Origin of the sequence: Gordonia sp. DT219, assembly GCF_049847065.1 — a bacterium.
Lineage (GTDB): Bacteria > Actinomycetota > Actinomycetes > Mycobacteriales > Mycobacteriaceae > Gordonia.
The window spans coordinates 70,531-88,467 of sequence record NZ_JBNCNR010000014.1 but is presented as its reverse complement, the minus strand read 5'-3'; the positions used below and the strand labels follow the sequence as shown (position 1 = coordinate 88,467).

Below are 17,937 nucleotides of genomic sequence, written 5' to 3'. Positions count from 1 at the left end.
ATGGACGATCGATGACATCTGCTCTGGGACACGGGGTTGCCGACGCGGCATCGTGAGATGCATGACGACAGCAGCCATCACCACCAGCAACCTGCACAAGACGTTCCGCGGCTCCGACCACCGGCGCGTGACCGCCGTCGACCACCTCGACCTGACCATCGGCACCGGCGAGGTGGTGGCCTTCCTGGGCCCCAACGGCGCGGGCAAGACCACCACCATCGACATGATCCTGGGCCTGACCCGGCCCGACTCCGGCGACATCGAGGTCCTCGGCATGCCGGCCCGGGCGGCCGCACAGGCCGGCCGGATCGCCGCGGTCATGCAGTCCGGCGGGCTGCTTCCCGACTTCACCGTCGAGGAGACCGTACGCATCGTCGCGTCGCTGCACGGACGGACCGCCGACGTCGAATCGGCGATGGCCCGCGCCGACATCGCAAAACTGGCGGGCCGCAAGGTGTCTCGGTGTTCCGGCGGTGAACAGCAACGCCTCAAGTTCGCGCTCGCCACCCTCCCCGACCCGGATCTGATCGTCCTCGACGAGCCCACCGCGGGCATGGACGTGGAATCACGGCGGGCGTTCTGGGCGGCGATGCGGGCCGACGCCACCAACGGCCGCACCGTCGTCTTCGCCACCCACTACCTCGACGAGGCCGACGACTTCGCCGACCGCATCATCATGATCGCCCACGGCCGCATCGTCGCCGACGGCTCGACCGCCGAGATCCGCAACGTCGCGAGCCGCCGGATCGTCTCGGCCGTCGTCGACGACGCCGAACTGCGCACCGTCGCAGGCGCAATCGCCGACCTCGAGGTCGTCGACCGGCGCGGTGGCCGCACCTATCTGTCGTCGGCGGACTCCGACGTCCTGGCCCGCTGCCTGCTGACCTCGACCCACGCACGCGACATCGAGATCGCCACCCACAACCTCGAAGACGCCTTCGTCGCGCTGACGTCGGCCGCCTGAGCGATCATCCGGCAACCATCCACCTATCAGAAGGGCACTGACATGACCATCTCCACCACCGCCGGCACGGCCACCGGGCCGTCGGGCGCACTCGACGGCCGATCGCTGCGCGGCTTCCTCCCGGCCCCGACGTACCTGCGCACCGACATCCGGCGGGTACTGCGCAACCGTCGCGCGCTGATCTTCACGGTGCTCATGCCAGGCCTGCTGTATCTGGTCTTCGGTGCGACACAGAAGAATTCGGATACGGTCGGCTCCGGGAACGTGGCCTTCTACGTCCTGATCGGCATGGCCGTCTACGGCGCCATCCTGGCCGCAGCCACCAACGCAGCCTCCGTCGCGCTCGAACAGCAAGCAGGCTGGACGCGCACGCTGATGATGACGCCCCTGCAGCCGGCCGGATATGTGGCCACCAAAGTCGGTGTCGCGCTGGGGATGGGTGCGCTGCCCATCCTGGTGCTGACCGTCGCGGGTATCGCCACCGGCGCACACGCGACGGCCGGGGTGTGGATCGCCTGCCTGCTCATCGGCTGGCTGGGCGCCTCGGTGTTCGCCGCGTTCGGTCTCATGATCGGCAGCATCATGCGCTCCGACGGCGCCATGCAGGTGATGGGCGGCGTGCTCGCGCTGCTGGCCTTCGCCGGTAACGTGTTCGTCCCGCTGAAGGGAACGATGCTGACGATCGCCCAGTTCACCCCGATGTTCGGAATCGTCACGCTGGCCCGCTACCCGCTCGACCACGGGGTCACCGTGTACGGCACCCAGATCTCGCTCTGGATCATCATCGCGAATGTGGCCATCTGGGCGGTGGTCTTCGCCTCCGGTGCGGCCTTCTTCTACAGTCGCAGTACCGCACGGCAGTGACGACCCAGGCAGTGATCCCCGCGATCGCAGAGCAGAATCGGAGACGATGAGCAGTCCCGGAATCGACCGGTGGGCACCCTGGCGCACTCTCCGCTGGGTGTTCACCGCCATCTGGATGTTGTTCCTGGCGTACCCGATCGGCGCGGTGGCCGCCTCCGATCACGACGCGGCCACCAAGGCGATCGGGTACGTCCTGCTCGGTCTCTTCGCGGTCATCTACCTGCTGGCGTCGGTCTACGTGCTCAACAAGCGGGTGGCGACCGAACCACGCGGGATCTGGGTGTTCATCGTCCTCGTCTGCCTCGCGGCCGGACTGCTCCCCGTCATCGGGCAGAACACCTTCGGCACCGCGCCGTTCATGATAGTGGTCGCCGCCTTCACCTTTCCCACGCTGTGGGCGGCGATCGCGGTCGCCGCGCTGATCGTCGCGTCGGTGGCCGTTCCGACGGTCGCCGGGTGGCCGGTGGACCCCAGCATCGTGATCATCCTGGTCGCCGTCGGATTCACCATGCTCGGCGTCCGGGCGATGTCGGTACGGGAGGGTGAGCGCGAACGGGCCGAGCAACGTCAACGCGAGCTCAATTCCCAGCTCGCGGTGGTCGCCGAGCGGGACCGGGTGGCGCGCGACGTCCATGACATCCTGGGTCACTCACTGACCGTCATCACCATCAAGACCGAGTTGGCCGGCCGCCTCGTCGATCTGGACCCGCAACGCGCGAAAGCCGAACTGGCCGAGGTCAATCACCTCGCCCGGTCCGCGCTGTCGGAGGTACGGGCCACCGTCGGCGGACTGCGCACCCCCGACCTCCCCAGCGCGATCGCCGCCGCCGAGAGCGCGCTGCGGGCCGCCGAGATCGATGCCGCCCTTCCCGATCCGCAGACACCCACCGAACACGGCGAACTGTTCGCGTGGGTACTGCGCGAGGCCATCACCAACGTCGTGCGCCACAGCGGGGCCACGCACTGCCTGGTGCGGATCGACGACCGGTCGTTGTCGGTGTGCGACGACGGCGCGGGCCTGCGCGATGGGGTGCCCGGCAACGGGTTACGGGGACTCACCGAGCGCGTGGAGTCGGCCGGCGGCACCTTGCGGCTCGAATCTGATTCCAGCGGAACGACGTTGACGGCGGTGGTGGCTGATGAGTGAGCCCATCCGGCTGCTGCTCGCCGACGACCAGGCTCTGGTCCGCGGCGCGCTGGCCGCGCTGCTCGAGCTGGAGAACGACCTCGAGGTGGTCGCACAGGTGGGTCGCGGCGACGAGGTCGTCGACGCCGCACGCACCTCTGCGGCCGACGTGTGTCTCCTCGACATCGAGATGCCCGGCGCCGACGGCATCGCGGCGGCGGCCGCGCTGCGTGCGCAGCTGCCCGCGGTGCGCTCGCTCATCGTCACCACATTCGGGCGTCCGGGTTACCTACGCCGCGCCATCGACGCCGGGGCGTCCGGATTCGTCGTGAAGGACACGCCCGCAACGGAATTGGCCGACGCGGTGCGACGGGTGCATGCGGGCCTGCGGGTGATCGATCCGACGCTGGCAACCGAGAGCCTGACCAGCGGCGACAACCCGTTGACGCCACGTGAAGCCGAGGTGCTGCGGGCAGCGCTCTCGGGCGCGACGGTCGCGAGCATCGCCGCGACTGTGCATCTGACGGCCGGGACGGTCCGCAATCACCTGTCGTCGGCAATCGGCAAGACGGGCAGCGCGACCCGCGCCGAGGCCGCGCGGATAGCGCTCGAACGCGGATGGATCTGACCGGGTGCGGCAACCGTCGGGCGCTCAGCCGAGATCGACGTCGAGGCCGCGCAGGTAGGCGGCCTGCCCGACGTGCTGTGCGTCGTCGTCGACGATGCTGACCAGGCGCACCCCCAGCGTGACCGGCGGATCCCAGTTGGTGTCGATGATGCGGTCGAGATCGGCGTCGTCGACATCGACCAGGTAATCCACCGTCGCCCGATGGGTGGCGTCGTAGTAGCCGAGCAGCAACTCCACCGGCCCGACCACCCGGATCACGTCCTCGGGGCTCTGGCCATAACCGGTCGCCGACGGCGGAAACGGCAGCGCGAAGCGGTCATACCAGCCGTCGATGGTCCAGATCTGGTCGGTGCCCGCGACATCGGCGATCTGCGCATCTTGTACGCGGGCCAGATGCCACACCAGCCAGGCGATGGTGTTGGCTCCCTCGGCGGGTTGCCAGGTCAGCCGGGCCTCCTCGATCCCGTCGAGGACCGAATGCACGTTCTCCTTGACGCGTTGAAAACCATCGGCGAGGACTTCGGTTGCTCTCATTCCTCCACACCTACTCCCGTATTGCGCTCACCGCATGGATCTCACCGCATGGATATCACCTCATGGATATCAACGCGCGGCGCCGCGGCCCAGACCACACCGAAGGACACGGCGACACCTTAAGGTGGCGTGGTGACCAGCAACCCCGGCCGACGCCGCGGCACTCCGGACAAGAGCCCGCGCGGCGAACGAACTTCCGGAAACGGACACGGCCACAGCCACTCTCACACGCTGAGCGGAATCGCCGCCGATCTGTCACCATTCGCCCGGCGATTTGTGCTGACCGCCCTGGGCATCGCCGGACTCGCGGTGGTCGTCGGCGCCGTGCTGCTGTGGCCGTCGGGCGGCGAGCATTCGATTCCCGCCCAGTTCCGTGGTGCCGACGGCGGACCGATCCATGCGGTCGACGGCGAGGTGGTCGGTCAGACCCGCGGCGACTGCCTCAACCAGATGGTCGGCACGGTGGCCGACACCGCCGACATCCCGATCTCGGGTGCGGGCACCGGTCCCTGCATCGAGAGCGTCGTGCACCTCACCTCCGGCAGCCACTCCGGCAAGTACACGCTGGTGGAGGTGCCGACCAATCGGGCCCAGTCGGGCAGCGGACCGGATTCGTCGGTACAGACCCTCGGTGCCCCGGACGATCCACAGCCCGGCCAGCCCACCCTGCACATCGGTGACTCGATCCGGCTCGCCACGGCACCGGGACCCGACGGGCAACCGCGGTACACGTTCTACGACTTCGCGAGGGGCACCTCGACCATCGTGTGGGCGATCCTGTTTGCCGGCGCGATCATCCTGGTGGCGGCATGGCGGGGTCTGCGCTCACTCATCGGACTGGTCTTCGCGTTCGTCGTGCTCGGGGTCTTCACCCTGCCTGCCATCCTCGACGGCAAATCGCCGGTGGCGGTGGCCGTGGTCAGCTCGGCCGCGATCCTGTTCGTCGTCCTCTACCTTGCCCACGGAATCAGCATGCGTACCAGCTCTGCCCTGCTCGGCACCTTGCTGTCGCTACTGCTCGCCGCGGTGCTCAGCCGGGCATCGATCGTGACGATGAACCTGACCGGCCTCTCCAATGACCAGGCCACCAATCTGCAGGTGTACCAAGGCGGTATCTCTGTCAGCGGACTGCTGCTGGCCGGTTTCATCATCGGCACGCTCGGTGTCCTCAACGACGTGACGATCACCCAGGCGTCGGCGGTGTTCGAGTTGGCCGCGGCCGGCGAGCCGACCCGCCTGGCCACCTTCCGTGCCGCGATGCGCGTCGGGCGCGACCACATCGCCTCCACCGTGTACACCCTGGTGTTCGCCTATGCGGGCAGCGCGCTGCCGCTGCTGTTGCTGTTCTCGGTCGCCCAGCAACCGTTCGGGTCCCTGCTCACCAGCGATACTGTCGCGGTGGAACTGGCGCGGTCGTTCGTCGGCGGTATCGCGATCGCATTGTCGGTTCCGCTGACGACGGCGATCGCCGCGGCCCTCGCCCGGCCCGCGGGACGGCGGGATCCCGAGCCCGAGATGCCCGCCCGGCCCGATCCGGCGCCGTCACGCACCGGTCGGCATTCCATGCCCGAATAGGCGCAGCGGCCGCCGATCAGCCGAGTCCGCACCGACCCGTCGGCAGCGACGTCAGATTGCGCCCGACCCAGACGCCGACCTTGCTGAGCATGGCCGTGCCGTCGGCGAACCGGCCGCTGCGGGGCACCGCGGCGAGCGATACCGCGACCTGGCCGCCCCCGGTGGTGATGATGCCGAGCTGACGCACCAGGAAGCCCGACGACGTCCCGGTGCCGGGTCCCCACCCGCCTTTCACCGCGGTCGAGCTCACGCGCCGGTCGGTGCGGGCGAGATCGGCGACCCCCCAGCGCTGGTTGGGTCCGACGGCGCCCATCAGGCCGAGCAGCCGATCGGTACCGGGCAGGCACGGCAGATGCGCACCGAACCGCGCCTGATCGGCCAACGCCCACATGGTGTAGCCGGGAAACGACGGAGTCGGATCGTCTTGCGAGCTGACGTGGGTACTCAGGTCGTGGCCCTCGCGCAGCACCGCGGTCACCGCGTCGACCGGCGCCGTGCCGGGCCCGATTCGGGCCCACAGGTCTGCTTCGGCGTCGTTGTCGGACACCGTGATGGCCTTGGTCTCCGCGGCGGTCACCTGCGAACCGAGACGACGTTCGGCGGCCAGCGCGACCGGCACCTTGAGCGTCGACCACGCGCGTCCGGTGGTGAACGTACCAAGCGAGATCACCTGGTCCGAGCCCACCGCGGCGATCGCGATCCCGACCGTACCGGGATCGCTCTTCGCGAGTGACCTCTGGAACGGGGCGAAGGACTTGCTCAGCGCTTCCTGAGGAGGCGCCGGCGGGGTCAGCCACGTACGTACCGGCTCCGGTATCGGGAGCTCGGGGATCGCGAACGGAAGCGGCGCTGCCGCCGCCATGCCCGCGGTGCCGGCGACCAGCGCGAGCGTCGTGGCCACCACCAGCACAATCCTTCTGGCAAACGCCACACACACCTCCTGGGTCACAGTGGTAACACTGGCACCCTAGGTCAGCGTGATTGTGCGAGCCAATCGCACAACAAAAACGAGACCTCCCCGTGCGCGGGGCGTGACCCTCGCCTCAGGCCGCTCGCGCTCTGTCAGCAGCGTCCACGCGGCAGTGCCGCGATGTTCTGGTTGAGCCAGTTGGCGATCGCGTTGAGCGCTGCGGTGCCGGCCGACATCGATCCGCCGACCGCGCTCATCGCCACCGCGCTCTGTTGCCCGTCGCGGTAGGTGATCACGCCGAGCTGGCGGACGAGGTACGCGCCGTCGACACCCGGCCCCCAGCCGCCCTTGACCGCGGTCGTCTTCGGGGCCGACATGATCTCCGCGCCCCACTGCTGATTGCCGGCCACCTGCCCCATCAGTGCGAGTACGTGCGCGGTGCCGGGCATACACGGCAGGTGACCGGCGAAGGTCGCCGCGTCCGGCAGTGTCCACACGGTCTGGCCGAAGATGGTGAATCCGGACCGCAGTTGCTGGGTCGGCACCACGGTGTTCGGGTTGCCGCCCTCGCGCAGGACGGCCGTCACCTTGGCCGATGCTTCCGTGTTGCTGCCCAGCGACGCCCACAGTTGTTCGGCGGCGGAGTTGTCGGAGTTGATGATGGCGTTGCTCTCGGCAGTCGATCGGCCGTTCTCCCGCTCGGCCGCGACCGCGAGAGGCACCTTGATGCTCGACCACGCGACCTGCGGGGTCTGGTCACCGAACACCATGGTCGCATGGGCGGTGCGGCCCACCGGCGCCACCGCAACCCCCACCCGCAGACCGGTGCCCGTCGCGACCCGCCGAAAGCCTGCTGCCAGCGCCGGGTTCGCACCGATACCCGACGGCGCAACCGACGACGTCGAGGCACCCGTCGACGAGGACGGCGACGCGTACACCGTGACCGTCGATCGCGACGCCGGCGAGTTCGATGTCGCGCAGCCGGTTGCCGCCACGAGTCCGGCCACCACCACAGCGATCGTCGCGAGTAGACCACGACGCACCCCGACCTCAGCTCCCCTCACAGCACCCACCTTGCAGCACAAACTGTTTCGCGCACGAGACCGGTGCGGTCCCGACCGGTCAGGGCAGGACATAGACCATGGCATTGTTGCCACCGCGGCAGGTGACCGCGGTCCCCTCGGGTGCACACGACATCGGATATGTCTGTCCGGTGACCGGACTGGTTGCGGCGACGGTGCGCGCCTGGCCATAGGAACCCGCAGCGAGATAGGCGGCGCGCGTCGCCTGCGCGAACGGGCAACTCGTGACCGACGTACCGATCGCCGATGTCGCGTCGCACGGCACGGCATTCGCGGGAAAGCTCGGGGCGGGGGTGTTCTGCTGGCCGGCGGGCGGTGCCTGCGAGATGACGGTGGTGACCGGCGACTCGGCGGTCGTGCTGTCCCCGGAATTGCGCGTGAACAGCCAGTACGCGCCGACGATCAGCAACCCGATCACCGCCACCGCGATCACGCTGGTCACCGCGATCAGCAACGACCGGTCCCGGCGTGGTGCCGGATGATCCGGATAGCCGGGCTGCCCGTAGGGCGGCGGGCCGTATCCGGGAACCTGTGGCCCAGAAAGGTTTTGGGGCCCAGAAAGGTTTTGGGGCACAGACAGGTTTTGAGGTCTGGAATACTGCTGGGGCCCGGAATACTGCTGGGGTCCAGACACATTCAGCGTGCTGCCCGCTCCGGGCGTCCCGATCGGCCCCACCGGTCCCGACGGCCGGATCTGGGTCGCCCGCAGCGCCTCGTCACCGGCGGCCGCCGGACCGACCACGGTCGGGGGCGCCGGCTTCCGCAGATTCGGCGGCTGCCCCGGGCCCGGGCCGTCGGCGGATATGACGGTCGTCCGGGGATCCAGGTCCCCGGTGAGCGCGTCCCCGGTGAGCGCGGCCCGGGCCGCCGCGGCGAGTTCACTGGCAGTGGGGTGGCGACGGGCCGGGTCTGGATCGAGGCCACGGCTGATGACCGCATCCATGGCCGTCGGCACGTCGGCGTTGACACTGCTCGGGGCGGGTGGCGGTGACATGACCGCGGCCTTGATCGCCGAACTGATGGTGTCGGCGGGGTGTGGCACCCGGCCGGTCAGTGCCTCGAAGAGCACACACGTCAATGCGTAGATGTCGCTGGCCGAGCTGACCGGGGCGGCGTCGAACAGTTCCGGCGCCATGTAGGCGATCGATCCGATGGCGGTGCCGGCCTGGGTCAGATGGGTGTCGTCGGAGGCGTGGGCGATACCGAAATCGACGAGGTAGGCGAAATCGTTGTGGGCGACGAGGATGTTCTCGGGTTTGATGTCGCGATGCACCAAGCCGTCGGCATGTGCGGCATCGAGAGCGGCGGCCACCTGCTCGATGATCGTGACCGCGCGTGCCGGGTGCAGCGCATGCTCTCGGCGCAGCAACGCACGCAGGTCCTCGCCGGCCACCAGGCGCATGTCGATGAACAGCACGCCGTCGATCTCGCCCCAGTCATGGATCGGGATGACGTGCGGTTCGCCCAGGCGCGCTGCGGCATGCGACTCGCGACGGAACCGCTGCTGATACACCTCGTCGTCGGCCAGTCCCTGGTGGAGGAGCTTCAGCGCCACTTCCCGATCCTTCGTCGTGTCGTAGGCGCGGTAGACCTCGCCCATGCCGCCCCGACCCAGCAGTTCATCCAGGCGATACGGCCCGAACTGGGTGTTCACGCGACTCGATGACATGATGCGAGCATAACTGCGGGATCAGACATCGAGGCCCGCTCCGGCGCCTCGATCCGCCGATCCGGGGACGCAGCCGTCGCCCGATTCATCCGCTCAGATGACACCGTGGACCGGCGGGTCCTCGCCGCGCAGGACCCGACGACCGATGTGCTGCAGCTTCCAGCGGACCGGGTCGTGCAGCGTGTGCGTGCGGGCGTTGCGCCAGAATCGATCCAGCCCGGTGCCCGATGCGGCGCTGCGGGTTCCGCTCACCTCGAACAGCGCCGAGGCCACGGAGTTGGCGACCCGGTCGGCGACGACCTTGGCCGCTGCCACCGCGATCGACGCGTCCGCCACCGTGCGGTGGAGTTCATCCTCGGCATCGGATTCGCCGGGCTCGTCGGCTCCGGTGGCCCGATCCACCGCACGTCCCGCCGCGTCAAGGGTGGCCTCGGCGGTGATGAGCTCGACCCCGAGCTCGCCGAACCGCTGTACGAGCAGCTCGTCGTCGACGGCCCGCTCGACGCCGGCCTCGAACCAGGGCCGTGCGCTGGTGCGCACAAAATCGACCGCCGCGTCGAGCGCACCGCGCGCGATGCCGACGTCGATCGCGACGTGCAGCAACTGCGCGAACGCGCCGTATCCGGTCCGACGCGACACCGCCGGTCCCCGCGCCACGAGATCGCCGCCTCCGACGGGCACGCCGGTGAACCGCACCGTTCCCGATCCGGTCGTCTTCTGGCCCAAGGCATTCCAGTCGTCGATGCGCTCCACCCCGGGGGTGTCGACGGGAACGAAGGCGATGTACTCCCCACCGTCGAGTGCGTCATCGGCGTCGTGGCGGGCCAGCACGGCAAGGGTGTCGGCGAACAACGAGCCGGTCGCGTAGAACTTCTCGCCGTCGAGCCGGAACCGGCCCGGACCTTCGGTCGACAGGGTCGTCGAGACGTCGGCGACCGTCTTTCCGCCACGCTCGGATTGTGCATTGGCGACGCGCCCGCCGCGCAGTACCGCGTCGAAGTGCCTGCGCGCCAGCTCTTCCGGCGCCGCGAGCCGGAGCAGATTCAGGTACACGAAGTGGCTGTGCGGGATCTGGGCGATGTTCGGATCGGCGGCGGCCAGGATGCGGGTCACGTCGGCGACCACGCTCGGCGCCAGGTCGACACCACCGAACCGGGCGGGCACCGTGATAGCGAGCAGTCCGCTGGCCGACAGTTCGTCGATCTCGGTGTGGGGCAGCCGGCGCTCGGCGTCGCGCTCGGCGGCCCCGACGACGAACCGCGCGGCCAGCTCGTGAGCGGCCGCCCTGGCCCGGGCGGCCGAATCCAGCCGTGCCGCACCACGATCGATGCCGCCACCGGGAACGGTGGTGCTCATACGCTCAGACCGCGGCCGATCGCTGCGCGGCCTCGAGTTCGCGGACCAGCGGTAGGACACGGTCGCCAAAATACTCGATCTCCTCCTGGAAGTGCAGGAATCCACCCAGGATGAGATCGACGCCGAGGCGTTTGTAGGCGACGATCCGCTCGGCGACCTGTTCGGGGGTCCCGATCAATTGCGTCCGGAATCCGTCGTTGTACTGCACGAGATCCTCGAACGACGAGTCGGCCCACATGCCGGTTTTGTCGCCGGTGGCGTTGCCCGCCTGCTGTACCGCTGACCGGAAGCCTTCCACCGCAGGGCGATTGGCCTTCGCGACGATCTCGCGCAGGGTATCGCGTGCCTCGGCTTCCGTATCGCGGGCGATGATGAAGCCGTTCAGCCCGAATCGGACCTCGCGCCGGTGCGCGCGGGCGGCGGCTCGCAGATCCCCGAGTTGCTCGGTGACGCCGTCGAAATCTTTGCCGTTGGAGAAGTACCAGTCGGCGTGGCGCCCACCGTTGTTGCGCGCGGCGGTGGAGTTGCCGCCCTGGAACAGTTCCGGATTGGGGCGTCCGGATGTGTTCAGCGGCTTGGGCTTCAGGGTGAAGTCGTGAATACGGTAGAAGTCGCCGCGGAACTCGACGTCGTCCTCGGTCCAGATCTTGCGGATCACCTCGAGGAATTCCGCACTGCGCCGGTAGCGTTCGTCGTGTTCGAGCCACGGTTGTCCGAGATGGGTGAACTCGTCCTTGAACCACCCGCTGACCACGTTGATCGCGAATCGGCCGCCCGAGAGGATGTCTGCGGTCGCGCCGAACTTCGCGAGTACGGCTGGATGCCACAGCCCGGGATGGACGGCGGCGATCACCTTCAGACGCTGCGTGGCCAGCAGCAACGCCAGGCTGAAACTTGTCGATTCATGCTGGAACTCGGCTCCGTAGCTCGCCTCGTAGCGGACCTGGGACAGCGCGTATTCGAAGCCATTGTTCTCTGCTGTCTGCGCCAGCCGCACGTTGTATTCGTAATCCCAGCTCGTGCGCTGCTCGATGTCGCTGGTCACCAGGCCACCGGACACGTTGGGCACCCAATAGGCGAAAGTGATCTCGTCGGCGATGTTCTCGGTGGACACGGGACTCCTCATCGTCGGGTGGACGCCTCGCACCCGACGGGCGCGACAACGTCGGCCATCCTCACCCAGGAAGACTGCGCGTCCCACCCTTGAAATCCCGGTGCGCAAAAGCCCGCGCGCACCTCACCTTCCGAACGCGGAGTCACCGGCTTCCGCTACGCCACTGCCCCATGCCGAGGAACACCATGACCAGCTGGCGTTCGGTGCGGTTCACGATGTCCTGTTCGGCGTCGCGCCCGCGGTATTCGCCGTCGAGCAGATCGGCGACGGCGGTCAGCATGATGCTGACGATGAGTTCGGCGGCGAGTTCGAGATCTTGTGGCTGCCACTCCGACAGATCCGGCAGCCGGGACAGATCGATGGCCAGTTCCTTGGAGAACAATCGCAGTTCGGTGTCCATGGCCCGGCGGATCTCGGCGACGCCGCCGTGCTGTTCACGGATCAGGAACCGATAAGCGGTCTCGTTCCCGCGGACGTGCCGAAGCAGGATCGCCAGCGAATTCTGGGCCGTCGGCAAGGCCTGCCGGGCCGCGAGGTCGCGGCGGCCCTCGCGCAGGGTGCGCCGCAGAATCCGCATCGAATCCTCGACGAGGGTGACGCCGAGGTCTTCCATCGACGCGAAGTGCCGGTAGAACGCGGTCGGCACGATCCCGGCACCCCGCGCGACCTCGCGGAGACTGATACTGGCGAAGCTGCGTTCACGCACCAGCCCCAGGGTGGTGTCGAGCAGCGCCTGGCGGGTGCGGTTCTTACGGTCGGCCCGGCTCTCCGGCTCCGCCTGCCGCGGCTCACCCGAGCTGGGTCGGCGGGTCCGGGTCACCTGAGCAAGTCTAGGACATCGCGGCCCACCCGCGGTGTCCGGGCCGCACCGCCCAAACCGCGCGATCGGGCGTTCACCTGGGGAGACACCCAACCGCGCCGGGCGGCCACCACGTCAGCTCGGCCGCGCGAGCCGGCGAATCCAGCGGCGGGAGTCGGCCGGGTCGATGACATCGTCGAGTTCGAAGGTCGTCGCCGCGTGCAGTGCCTTGCCGTGCTCGTAGGCCTTGGCGAGCAGATCGGTGAACAGCGCATTGCGTTCGTCGAGGTCTCCGATGGCCTCGAGCTCCTTACGGAAGCCCAGCCGCACGGCTCCTTCCAATCCCATCCCACCGATTTCTCCGGTCGGCCACGCCACGGTGAACTCGGGCGCATGGAATGACCCACCGGCCATGGCCATCGCGCCGAGACCGTACCCCTTGCGGATGATGATCGTCCCGAACGGAACCGTCAGGCGGGCGCCGGCAACGAAGAACCTACCGAACCGACGAACCGTCGCCTCCTCCTCGGAGTCCGGCCCGACCATGAACCCCGGTGTGTCGCACAGGGATACCACCGGCAGCCGATGATCCTCACACATCGTGAAGAACTCGGCGGCCTTGTCTGCCGCCTCGGCATCGATCGCGCCACCGAGGTGCCGGCCGGAATTGGCGAGCACACCGTAGGCGACACCTTCTACCCGGATCAGCGCGGTGATCATGCCGCGGCCGTACTCCGGGCGCAACTCGAGCACCGAGTCCACATCGGCCACCGCATCGATCACCGCATGCATGTCGTAGGCGCGCAGGCGGTTCTCCGGGACCACGTGGCGAGCCGGCCGCGGGTCGGGGGCGGCCCACTCGTCCACCGAGCCCTGGAAGTACGCCAGGTACCGGCGCGCGGTCGCGACCGCGTCGGCGTCGTCGCGCGCGGTCACATGCACCACCCCGTTGCGGGTCTGCACGTCGATCGGGCCGATCTGTTCGGGTGAGAACACCCCGAGCCCGCCGCCTTCGATCATGGCGGGCCCGCCCATGCCGATGTTGGCGTCCGGTGTCGCGATGAGGATGTCGCAGGCACCGGCGAGCGCGGCGTTGCCTGCGAAGCATCGACCCGAGACGATCGCCACGGTGGGGACGACGCCACGCAGTCCGGCCATCGACCGGAAGGTGTCGAGCTCGAGGCCGGCCGCACCGAGCCAATCGGTGTCGCCGGGCCGGCCGCCCCCGCCTTCGGCGAAGAGCACCAACGGAATCCGCTTGCGGCGCGCCACCTCCAGCAGTCGGTCGGTCTTGGCGTGGTTACGCATACCCTGCGTGCCCGCGAGAACCGTGTAGTCGTAGGAGATCACGACGGCCTCGGCAGCGGCGGGGCCGACGCGATCGGCACCGATCGTCGCCACCCCGCCGACGAGACCGTCGGCCGGCGTGTTCGCGATGAGATCCTCCTCGCTGCGCCGGGTGCGTTGCGCGGCGAGTGCCAGGCCGCCGTATTCGGTGAAACTGCCGTCGTCGACCAGGTCGGCGATGTTCTCCCGCGCCGTGCGGCGAGACAGTCTGCGGCGTTTGGCCACGGCCGCGGGGCGGTTCTCGTCGAGTGTGACCGCGTGCCGGGCGTTCACCTCGGCCAGGTCCGGCCGGATGTGGTCCGGATCGACGACGGTGGTCGCGGCGTCGGCCTCGTCGGCCTCGCCCGCGGCCACCACGAGCAGCGGTGTCTGGGCGCCGACGGCCTGATTCGGCTCGACGAGCACCCGCCGGATCTGCACCGGGTGCGGTATGGACACGACGTGCTCCATCTTCATCGCCTCCAGGATCACCAACGGCTCCTCGGCGCCGGCGAGCGTTCCGGGCTCGGGTGCGGTGATCACCACCCCGGCCATCGGCGCACTGAGCACCTGCTCGTCGGGGCCGGTGACGATATCGTCCGCCGACGCAGGGCCTACGGGCGAGCCGGTCCCGGTGGCCCCGGTACCGGATCGCCGGGGCAGGTGTGCGGCGGTGTCGACCAACTCCGCGATCCGGCCCTCGAGGTAACCGGTGGTGATGGCCGCGGTCCCGAACTCCTTGTCCGCCAGGATGGCCCGCAGGAGATCGATGTTGGTGGCGACGCCCTCGACGTCGAAGTCGTGCAGTGCTGCCTCGAGCTTGCGGGCCGCGGATGCGACGTCGCCGGCACGGACATGGGCGATCACCTTGGCCAGCAGCGAGTCGAATCGCGGGCTGAGGACGAGTCCCGGACGGCCGTAGGTGTCGGTCCGGATTCCCGGACCCGTCGGCGGCGAAAAGACTTGCAGCATCCCCGAATCCGGCACCGTGGCGCCGTCGGCGGCGATGGTCTCGGTGTTGACCCGGGCCTGGATCGCGACGCCGCGCGCGGCCGGGACGGTCCCGCTCACGCCGTCACCGGTCGCGACGATCCCGGTAGGCAGACCGAGTTCCTCGAAGGCGGCGCCGGCCGCGATCCGCACACCGGCGGCCACCAGGTCGACGTCGGTCACCTCTTCGGTGATCGTGTGCTCCACCTGAATTCGCGGGTTCACCTCGAGGAAGACGAAACGGTGTGCGTCCACCAGGAATTCGACGGTGGCCAGCCCACGGTATCCATGTGCGGCGCACAGACGGACCGCCGCGCGATGGATCTGCCTGCGCACCTCGTCGTCGAGGTCGGGGGCCGGCGCGATCTCGATGAGCTTTTGCCGTCGGCGTTGGATACTGCAGTCCCGGTCGCCGAGCGCGAGCGCGAGCACCGCCCCGTCGGCGGCGGGTCCGGCGACGACCTGGACCTCGATGTGGCGTGCGCCGACGAGCAATTCCTCGGCGAACAACGTCGAATCCCCGAAACCCATCTGCGCCTCGGACACGCACGCCCGGAATGCATCTGCGAGCTCGTCGGGCGAAGACACCGGACGCATCCCCCGCCCGCCCCCGCCTGCGACGGCCTTGAGCATGATCCCGCCGGGATGTGCACCCAAGAACTCGCGTGCCCGCTGTTCGTCGATTCCGCCGGGGGTGGCATCGAGGACGGGGACCGCGGCGGCCATCGCCGCCTCCCGTGCGGCCGCTTTGTCGCCGAACCGCTCGAGCACCGAGGCGTCCGGACCGACGAAACGCAATCCGGCCTGCACACAGGCCTCTGCGAAAGCCGCGTCCTCACTGAGGAATCCGTATCCGGGATGCACCATCGTGGCTCCGGCCGCGAGCGCGGCCGCGATGAGTGCCGGCCCGTCGAGGTACGGAGCCGGTCCGGTGCCCGGCAAGGCCACCGCCGTGGTCGCCGCCGAGACGTGCGGCGCGTCGGCGTCGTCGGCGGCGTAGACCGCAATGGTGTCGATGCCGAGTTCGGCAGCGGATCGGATGATGCGCAGCGCGATCTCCCCGCGGTTGGCGACGAACAGCGTTGTCGGCGTCACGCCCACCTCACGCTCCTTCCACGGCACGGAACAGATCGCCCTTGCGGACCTTGCCGGTCGCCGTCATCGGCAGCTCGTCGAGGATCTCGATCTCGGGCACCTTGTAGGAGGCCATGTTCGTCCGGGCCCAGTCGATGAGTTCGGCGGGCTCGAGCGCGGCATCCGGGACCGTCTGCACGAACGCGAACGGCACCTGCCCGCGGGCCGGGTCGGGTTTGGGAACCACGGCGGCGCGCTCGACGGCGGGATGCAGCATGAGCAGTGCCTCCACCTCTGACGGGAACACACTCATCCCGTTGGTCTTGATCATCTCCTTGTCACGGGCGAGGTAGTGCAGCGCTCCCCGTTCACTGAACTTGCCGCGATCACCGGTCCAGAGCCAGCCGTCGCGAAGCGTGTCCGCGGTTGCCTCGGGCTTGCCGTAATAGCCGGTCATCACCGACGGGCTACGCACGATGATCTGTCCCTGTTCCCCGTTGGGGACCGGACGCCCGTCGGCGTCGACGATCAGGATGTCGGTGCCGGGCACCGGGAATCCGCAGAACACCGGCTCGCCGTGGAGGTCGTAGTCGTCCTCGGCGAAGCCGAGGGTGACGGTGTCGGCCGTGTGGGTTTCGGTCATCCCGTAACTGCCCTCGCGCAACACATTTCCGGTGGCGGCCCGCCATTGCGCGCGGATCTCGGGATCGAGTTTGCGGACGAACGACACGGCGAGCGGCACCGTCAGACCGGACAGATCGCTCGTCGGGAAGTCCGGATGCTCCATCAGTTCGACGTAGTTGTCGACGGTTCCGATCATCAGGGTCACGCCATCGCGCGCCGCGGCCTCGAGTACGACGCCGGCATCCCAACGGGTCAGCAGCACCACGGTGCCGCCGTTGAGCAGTGGCATCAGGATGCCGAAGTCCTCCCCGGCGATCCAGAACACGGGCAGAAAGACCAGTGCCACAAACGGTTCGGCCGGCACCTGATGTCCGGTGGCGAGGGTGGCGGTCGCCGCGGTGTACACCATGTGCCGCTGGGTGTGCTCACAGCCCTTGGGCAGGCCGGTGGTGCCGCCGGTGTAATTGAGCGCTCCGAGCGCGTCGGGGTCGGTGGCGGTCGGCTCGGCCCGCTCGGATGACATGATCGCCGCCCAGTCGCTGTCGGCGGGATCGGTCCGCGCAAACGGCGTGGCAAGGGTGTCGGTGCCGAGCATGTCCGAGAGCGCGGTGGTCGCGATGACACGCACCGGTGTGCGCTCGGCCACGGCCGCCACCGCGGCGGCCAGATCCGGCTGGGTGAGGACGACCTCGGTGCCGGAATCGGAGAGCTCGTGTGCCAGTTCATGTTCGCGCAGCATCGGATTGACCGGAACATGCACGGCACCGATCTTGAGGATGCCCATCATGGCGATGAGGAACTGCGGACAGTTGCCCAGGTACACCCCGACCCGGTCGCCGCGATCGACGCCGTGGCCGCGTAGCCACCCCGCGAATCGGTCGGAGAGCGCGTCGTATTCGGCATAGTCGATGCTCGAGCCATAGAACGAGATGGCCACGCGGTCCGGCGTGGTCAGCGCCCAGTGCCTCAGATAGTCCACCACCCCGGCGCCCGGAATCGGATAGACCACCTCATGCGGCACCGCACTCGGCCAATGCTCCACGCGCCGCTCGCGCAGTTGCGCCAGCGCGTTCTCGTACACATCCGACGCCACCGTCCGCGTCATCGCTTCACCTCTTCATCCGATTCGTACCTGCCGCCGAAGCGGCGTATCCGACGCTACACCCAGACCTGAATATGACCTCAATCTCATCTCCGGCGACGGCGCGGCTGCTGCCCACGCAATAGCTGACTATGCGGTACATCACATTCGGCCGGTACATGTGACTTGATCCCTGGACGCGCGATCGCTTGACGAACAGG

At 68.7% G+C, this 17,937-nt stretch carries 14 protein-coding genes; 5 read left to right on the top strand and 9 right to left on the bottom strand.

The features are described 5' to 3' along the window. The first annotated feature begins 61 nt into the window (after positions 1–61). Genes ACPXB3_RS16290 through ACPXB3_RS16275 form a run of 4 tightly spaced genes read left to right on the top strand, consistent with a single transcriptional unit; the run spans position 62 to position 3,582 of the window. Complete coding sequence (locus ACPXB3_RS16290; protein WP_425704687.1) at positions 62–964, top strand: ABC transporter ATP-binding protein; 903 nt, start codon at positions 62–64, stop codon at positions 962–964. 42 nt (positions 965–1,006) lie between these two features. Further along, positions 1,007–1,828, top strand: a complete 822-nt coding sequence (locus tag ACPXB3_RS16285) for an ABC transporter permease (RefSeq protein ID WP_425704688.1) — start codon at positions 1,007–1,009, stop codon at positions 1,826–1,828. A 46-nt stretch (positions 1,829–1,874) separates the two neighbouring features. Next, positions 1,875–2,975 carry a sensor histidine kinase gene (locus ACPXB3_RS16280; RefSeq protein ID WP_425704689.1) on the top strand — a complete coding sequence of 367 codons (1,101 nt, stop codon included), beginning with the start codon at positions 1,875–1,877 and terminating at the stop codon, positions 2,973–2,975. Next, positions 2,968–3,582 carry a response regulator gene (locus ACPXB3_RS16275; RefSeq protein ID WP_425728461.1) on the top strand — a complete coding sequence of 205 codons (615 nt, stop codon included), beginning with the start codon at positions 2,968–2,970 and terminating at the stop codon, positions 3,580–3,582. Before ACPXB3_RS16280 ends, ACPXB3_RS16275 begins: the two co-directional genes overlap by 8 nt. Before the next feature lie 24 nt (positions 3,583–3,606). Here ACPXB3_RS16275 and ACPXB3_RS16270 read toward each other — a convergent pair whose 3' ends face one another. Beyond that, a complete protein-coding gene (locus tag ACPXB3_RS16270) occupies positions 3,607–4,116 on the bottom strand; it encodes a mycothiol transferase (RefSeq protein WP_425704691.1) in 510 nt (169 codons plus the stop codon). 132 nt (positions 4,117–4,248) lie between these two features. Between ACPXB3_RS16270 and ACPXB3_RS16265 the strand changes: the two genes are divergently transcribed. Further along, positions 4,249–5,691: a YibE/F family protein gene (locus ACPXB3_RS16265; RefSeq protein WP_425728459.1), complete on the top strand. Its 1,443-nt coding sequence runs from the start codon at positions 4,249–4,251 to the stop codon at positions 5,689–5,691. Positions 5,692–5,707: 16 nt separating this feature from the next. On the opposite strand, the gene ACPXB3_RS16260 is transcribed toward ACPXB3_RS16265, so the two are convergent. The 8 genes from ACPXB3_RS16260 to ACPXB3_RS16225 form a co-directional block, all read right to left on the bottom strand. After that, positions 5,708–6,622, bottom strand: a complete 915-nt coding sequence (locus ACPXB3_RS16260) for a hypothetical protein (RefSeq protein ID WP_425728457.1) — start codon at positions 6,620–6,622, stop codon at positions 5,708–5,710. 131 nt (positions 6,623–6,753) lie between these two features. Further along, positions 6,754–7,665: a hypothetical protein gene (locus ACPXB3_RS16255; RefSeq protein WP_425704693.1), complete on the bottom strand. Its 912-nt coding sequence runs from the start codon at positions 7,663–7,665 to the stop codon at positions 6,754–6,756. Between the two features lie 58 nt (positions 7,666–7,723). Then, positions 7,724–9,352, bottom strand: a complete 1,629-nt coding sequence (locus ACPXB3_RS16250; protein ID WP_425728455.1) for a protein kinase domain-containing protein — start codon at positions 9,350–9,352, stop codon at positions 7,724–7,726. 93 nt (positions 9,353–9,445) lie between these two features. Next, the gene (locus ACPXB3_RS16245) at positions 9,446–10,708 is read right to left on the bottom strand and encodes an SfnB family sulfur acquisition oxidoreductase (protein WP_425704695.1); all 1,263 of its coding nucleotides are present in this window, start codon (positions 10,706–10,708) and stop codon (positions 9,446–9,448) included. Positions 10,709–10,712: 4 nt separating this feature from the next. After that, positions 10,713–11,822 (bottom strand): dimethylsulfone monooxygenase SfnG, encoded by a 1,110-nt coding sequence (gene sfnG, locus ACPXB3_RS16240; RefSeq protein WP_425704696.1) that lies wholly within the window; start codon positions 11,820–11,822, stop codon positions 10,713–10,715. Positions 11,823–11,964: 142 nt separating this feature from the next. Then, entirely contained in the window at positions 11,965–12,642 is a 678-nt protein-coding gene (locus tag ACPXB3_RS16235; RefSeq protein WP_425704697.1) for a TetR family transcriptional regulator, read from the bottom strand. A 114-nt stretch (positions 12,643–12,756) separates the two neighbouring features. After that, a complete protein-coding gene (locus ACPXB3_RS16230; RefSeq protein ID WP_425704698.1) occupies positions 12,757–16,038 on the bottom strand; it encodes a carboxyl transferase domain-containing protein in 3,282 nt (1,093 codons plus the stop codon). Position 16,039: 1 nt separating this feature from the next. Further along, positions 16,040–17,740, bottom strand: coding sequence for an AMP-binding protein (locus tag ACPXB3_RS16225; RefSeq protein WP_425728453.1), 1,701 nt, complete (start codon positions 17,738–17,740; stop codon positions 16,040–16,042). Between the last annotated feature and the right edge of the window lie 197 nt (positions 17,741–17,937).

Coding starts and splice junctions, on each gene's coding strand:
- ACPXB3_RS16225 (WP_425728453.1), bottom strand. CDS start 17,740: ATGACGCGGACGGTGGCGTCGGATGTGTACGAGAACGCGCTGGCGCAA.
- ACPXB3_RS16280 (WP_425704689.1), top strand. CDS start 1,875: ATGAGCAGTCCCGGAATCGACCGGTGGGCACCCTGGCGCACTCTCCGC.
- ACPXB3_RS16285 (WP_425704688.1), top strand. CDS start 1,007: ATGACCATCTCCACCACCGCCGGCACGGCCACCGGGCCGTCGGGCGCA.
- ACPXB3_RS16250 (WP_425728455.1), bottom strand. CDS start 9,352: ATGTCATCGAGTCGCGTGAACACCCAGTTCGGGCCGTATCGCCTGGAT.
- ACPXB3_RS16245 (WP_425704695.1), bottom strand. CDS start 10,708: ATGAGCACCACCGTTCCCGGTGGCGGCATCGATCGTGGTGCGGCACGG.
- ACPXB3_RS16270 (WP_425704691.1), bottom strand. CDS start 4,116: ATGAGAGCAACCGAAGTCCTCGCCGATGGTTTTCAACGCGTCAAGGAG.
- ACPXB3_RS16290 (WP_425704687.1), top strand. CDS start 62: ATGACGACAGCAGCCATCACCACCAGCAACCTGCACAAGACGTTCCGC.
- ACPXB3_RS16275 (WP_425728461.1), top strand. CDS start 2,968: ATGAGTGAGCCCATCCGGCTGCTGCTCGCCGACGACCAGGCTCTGGTC.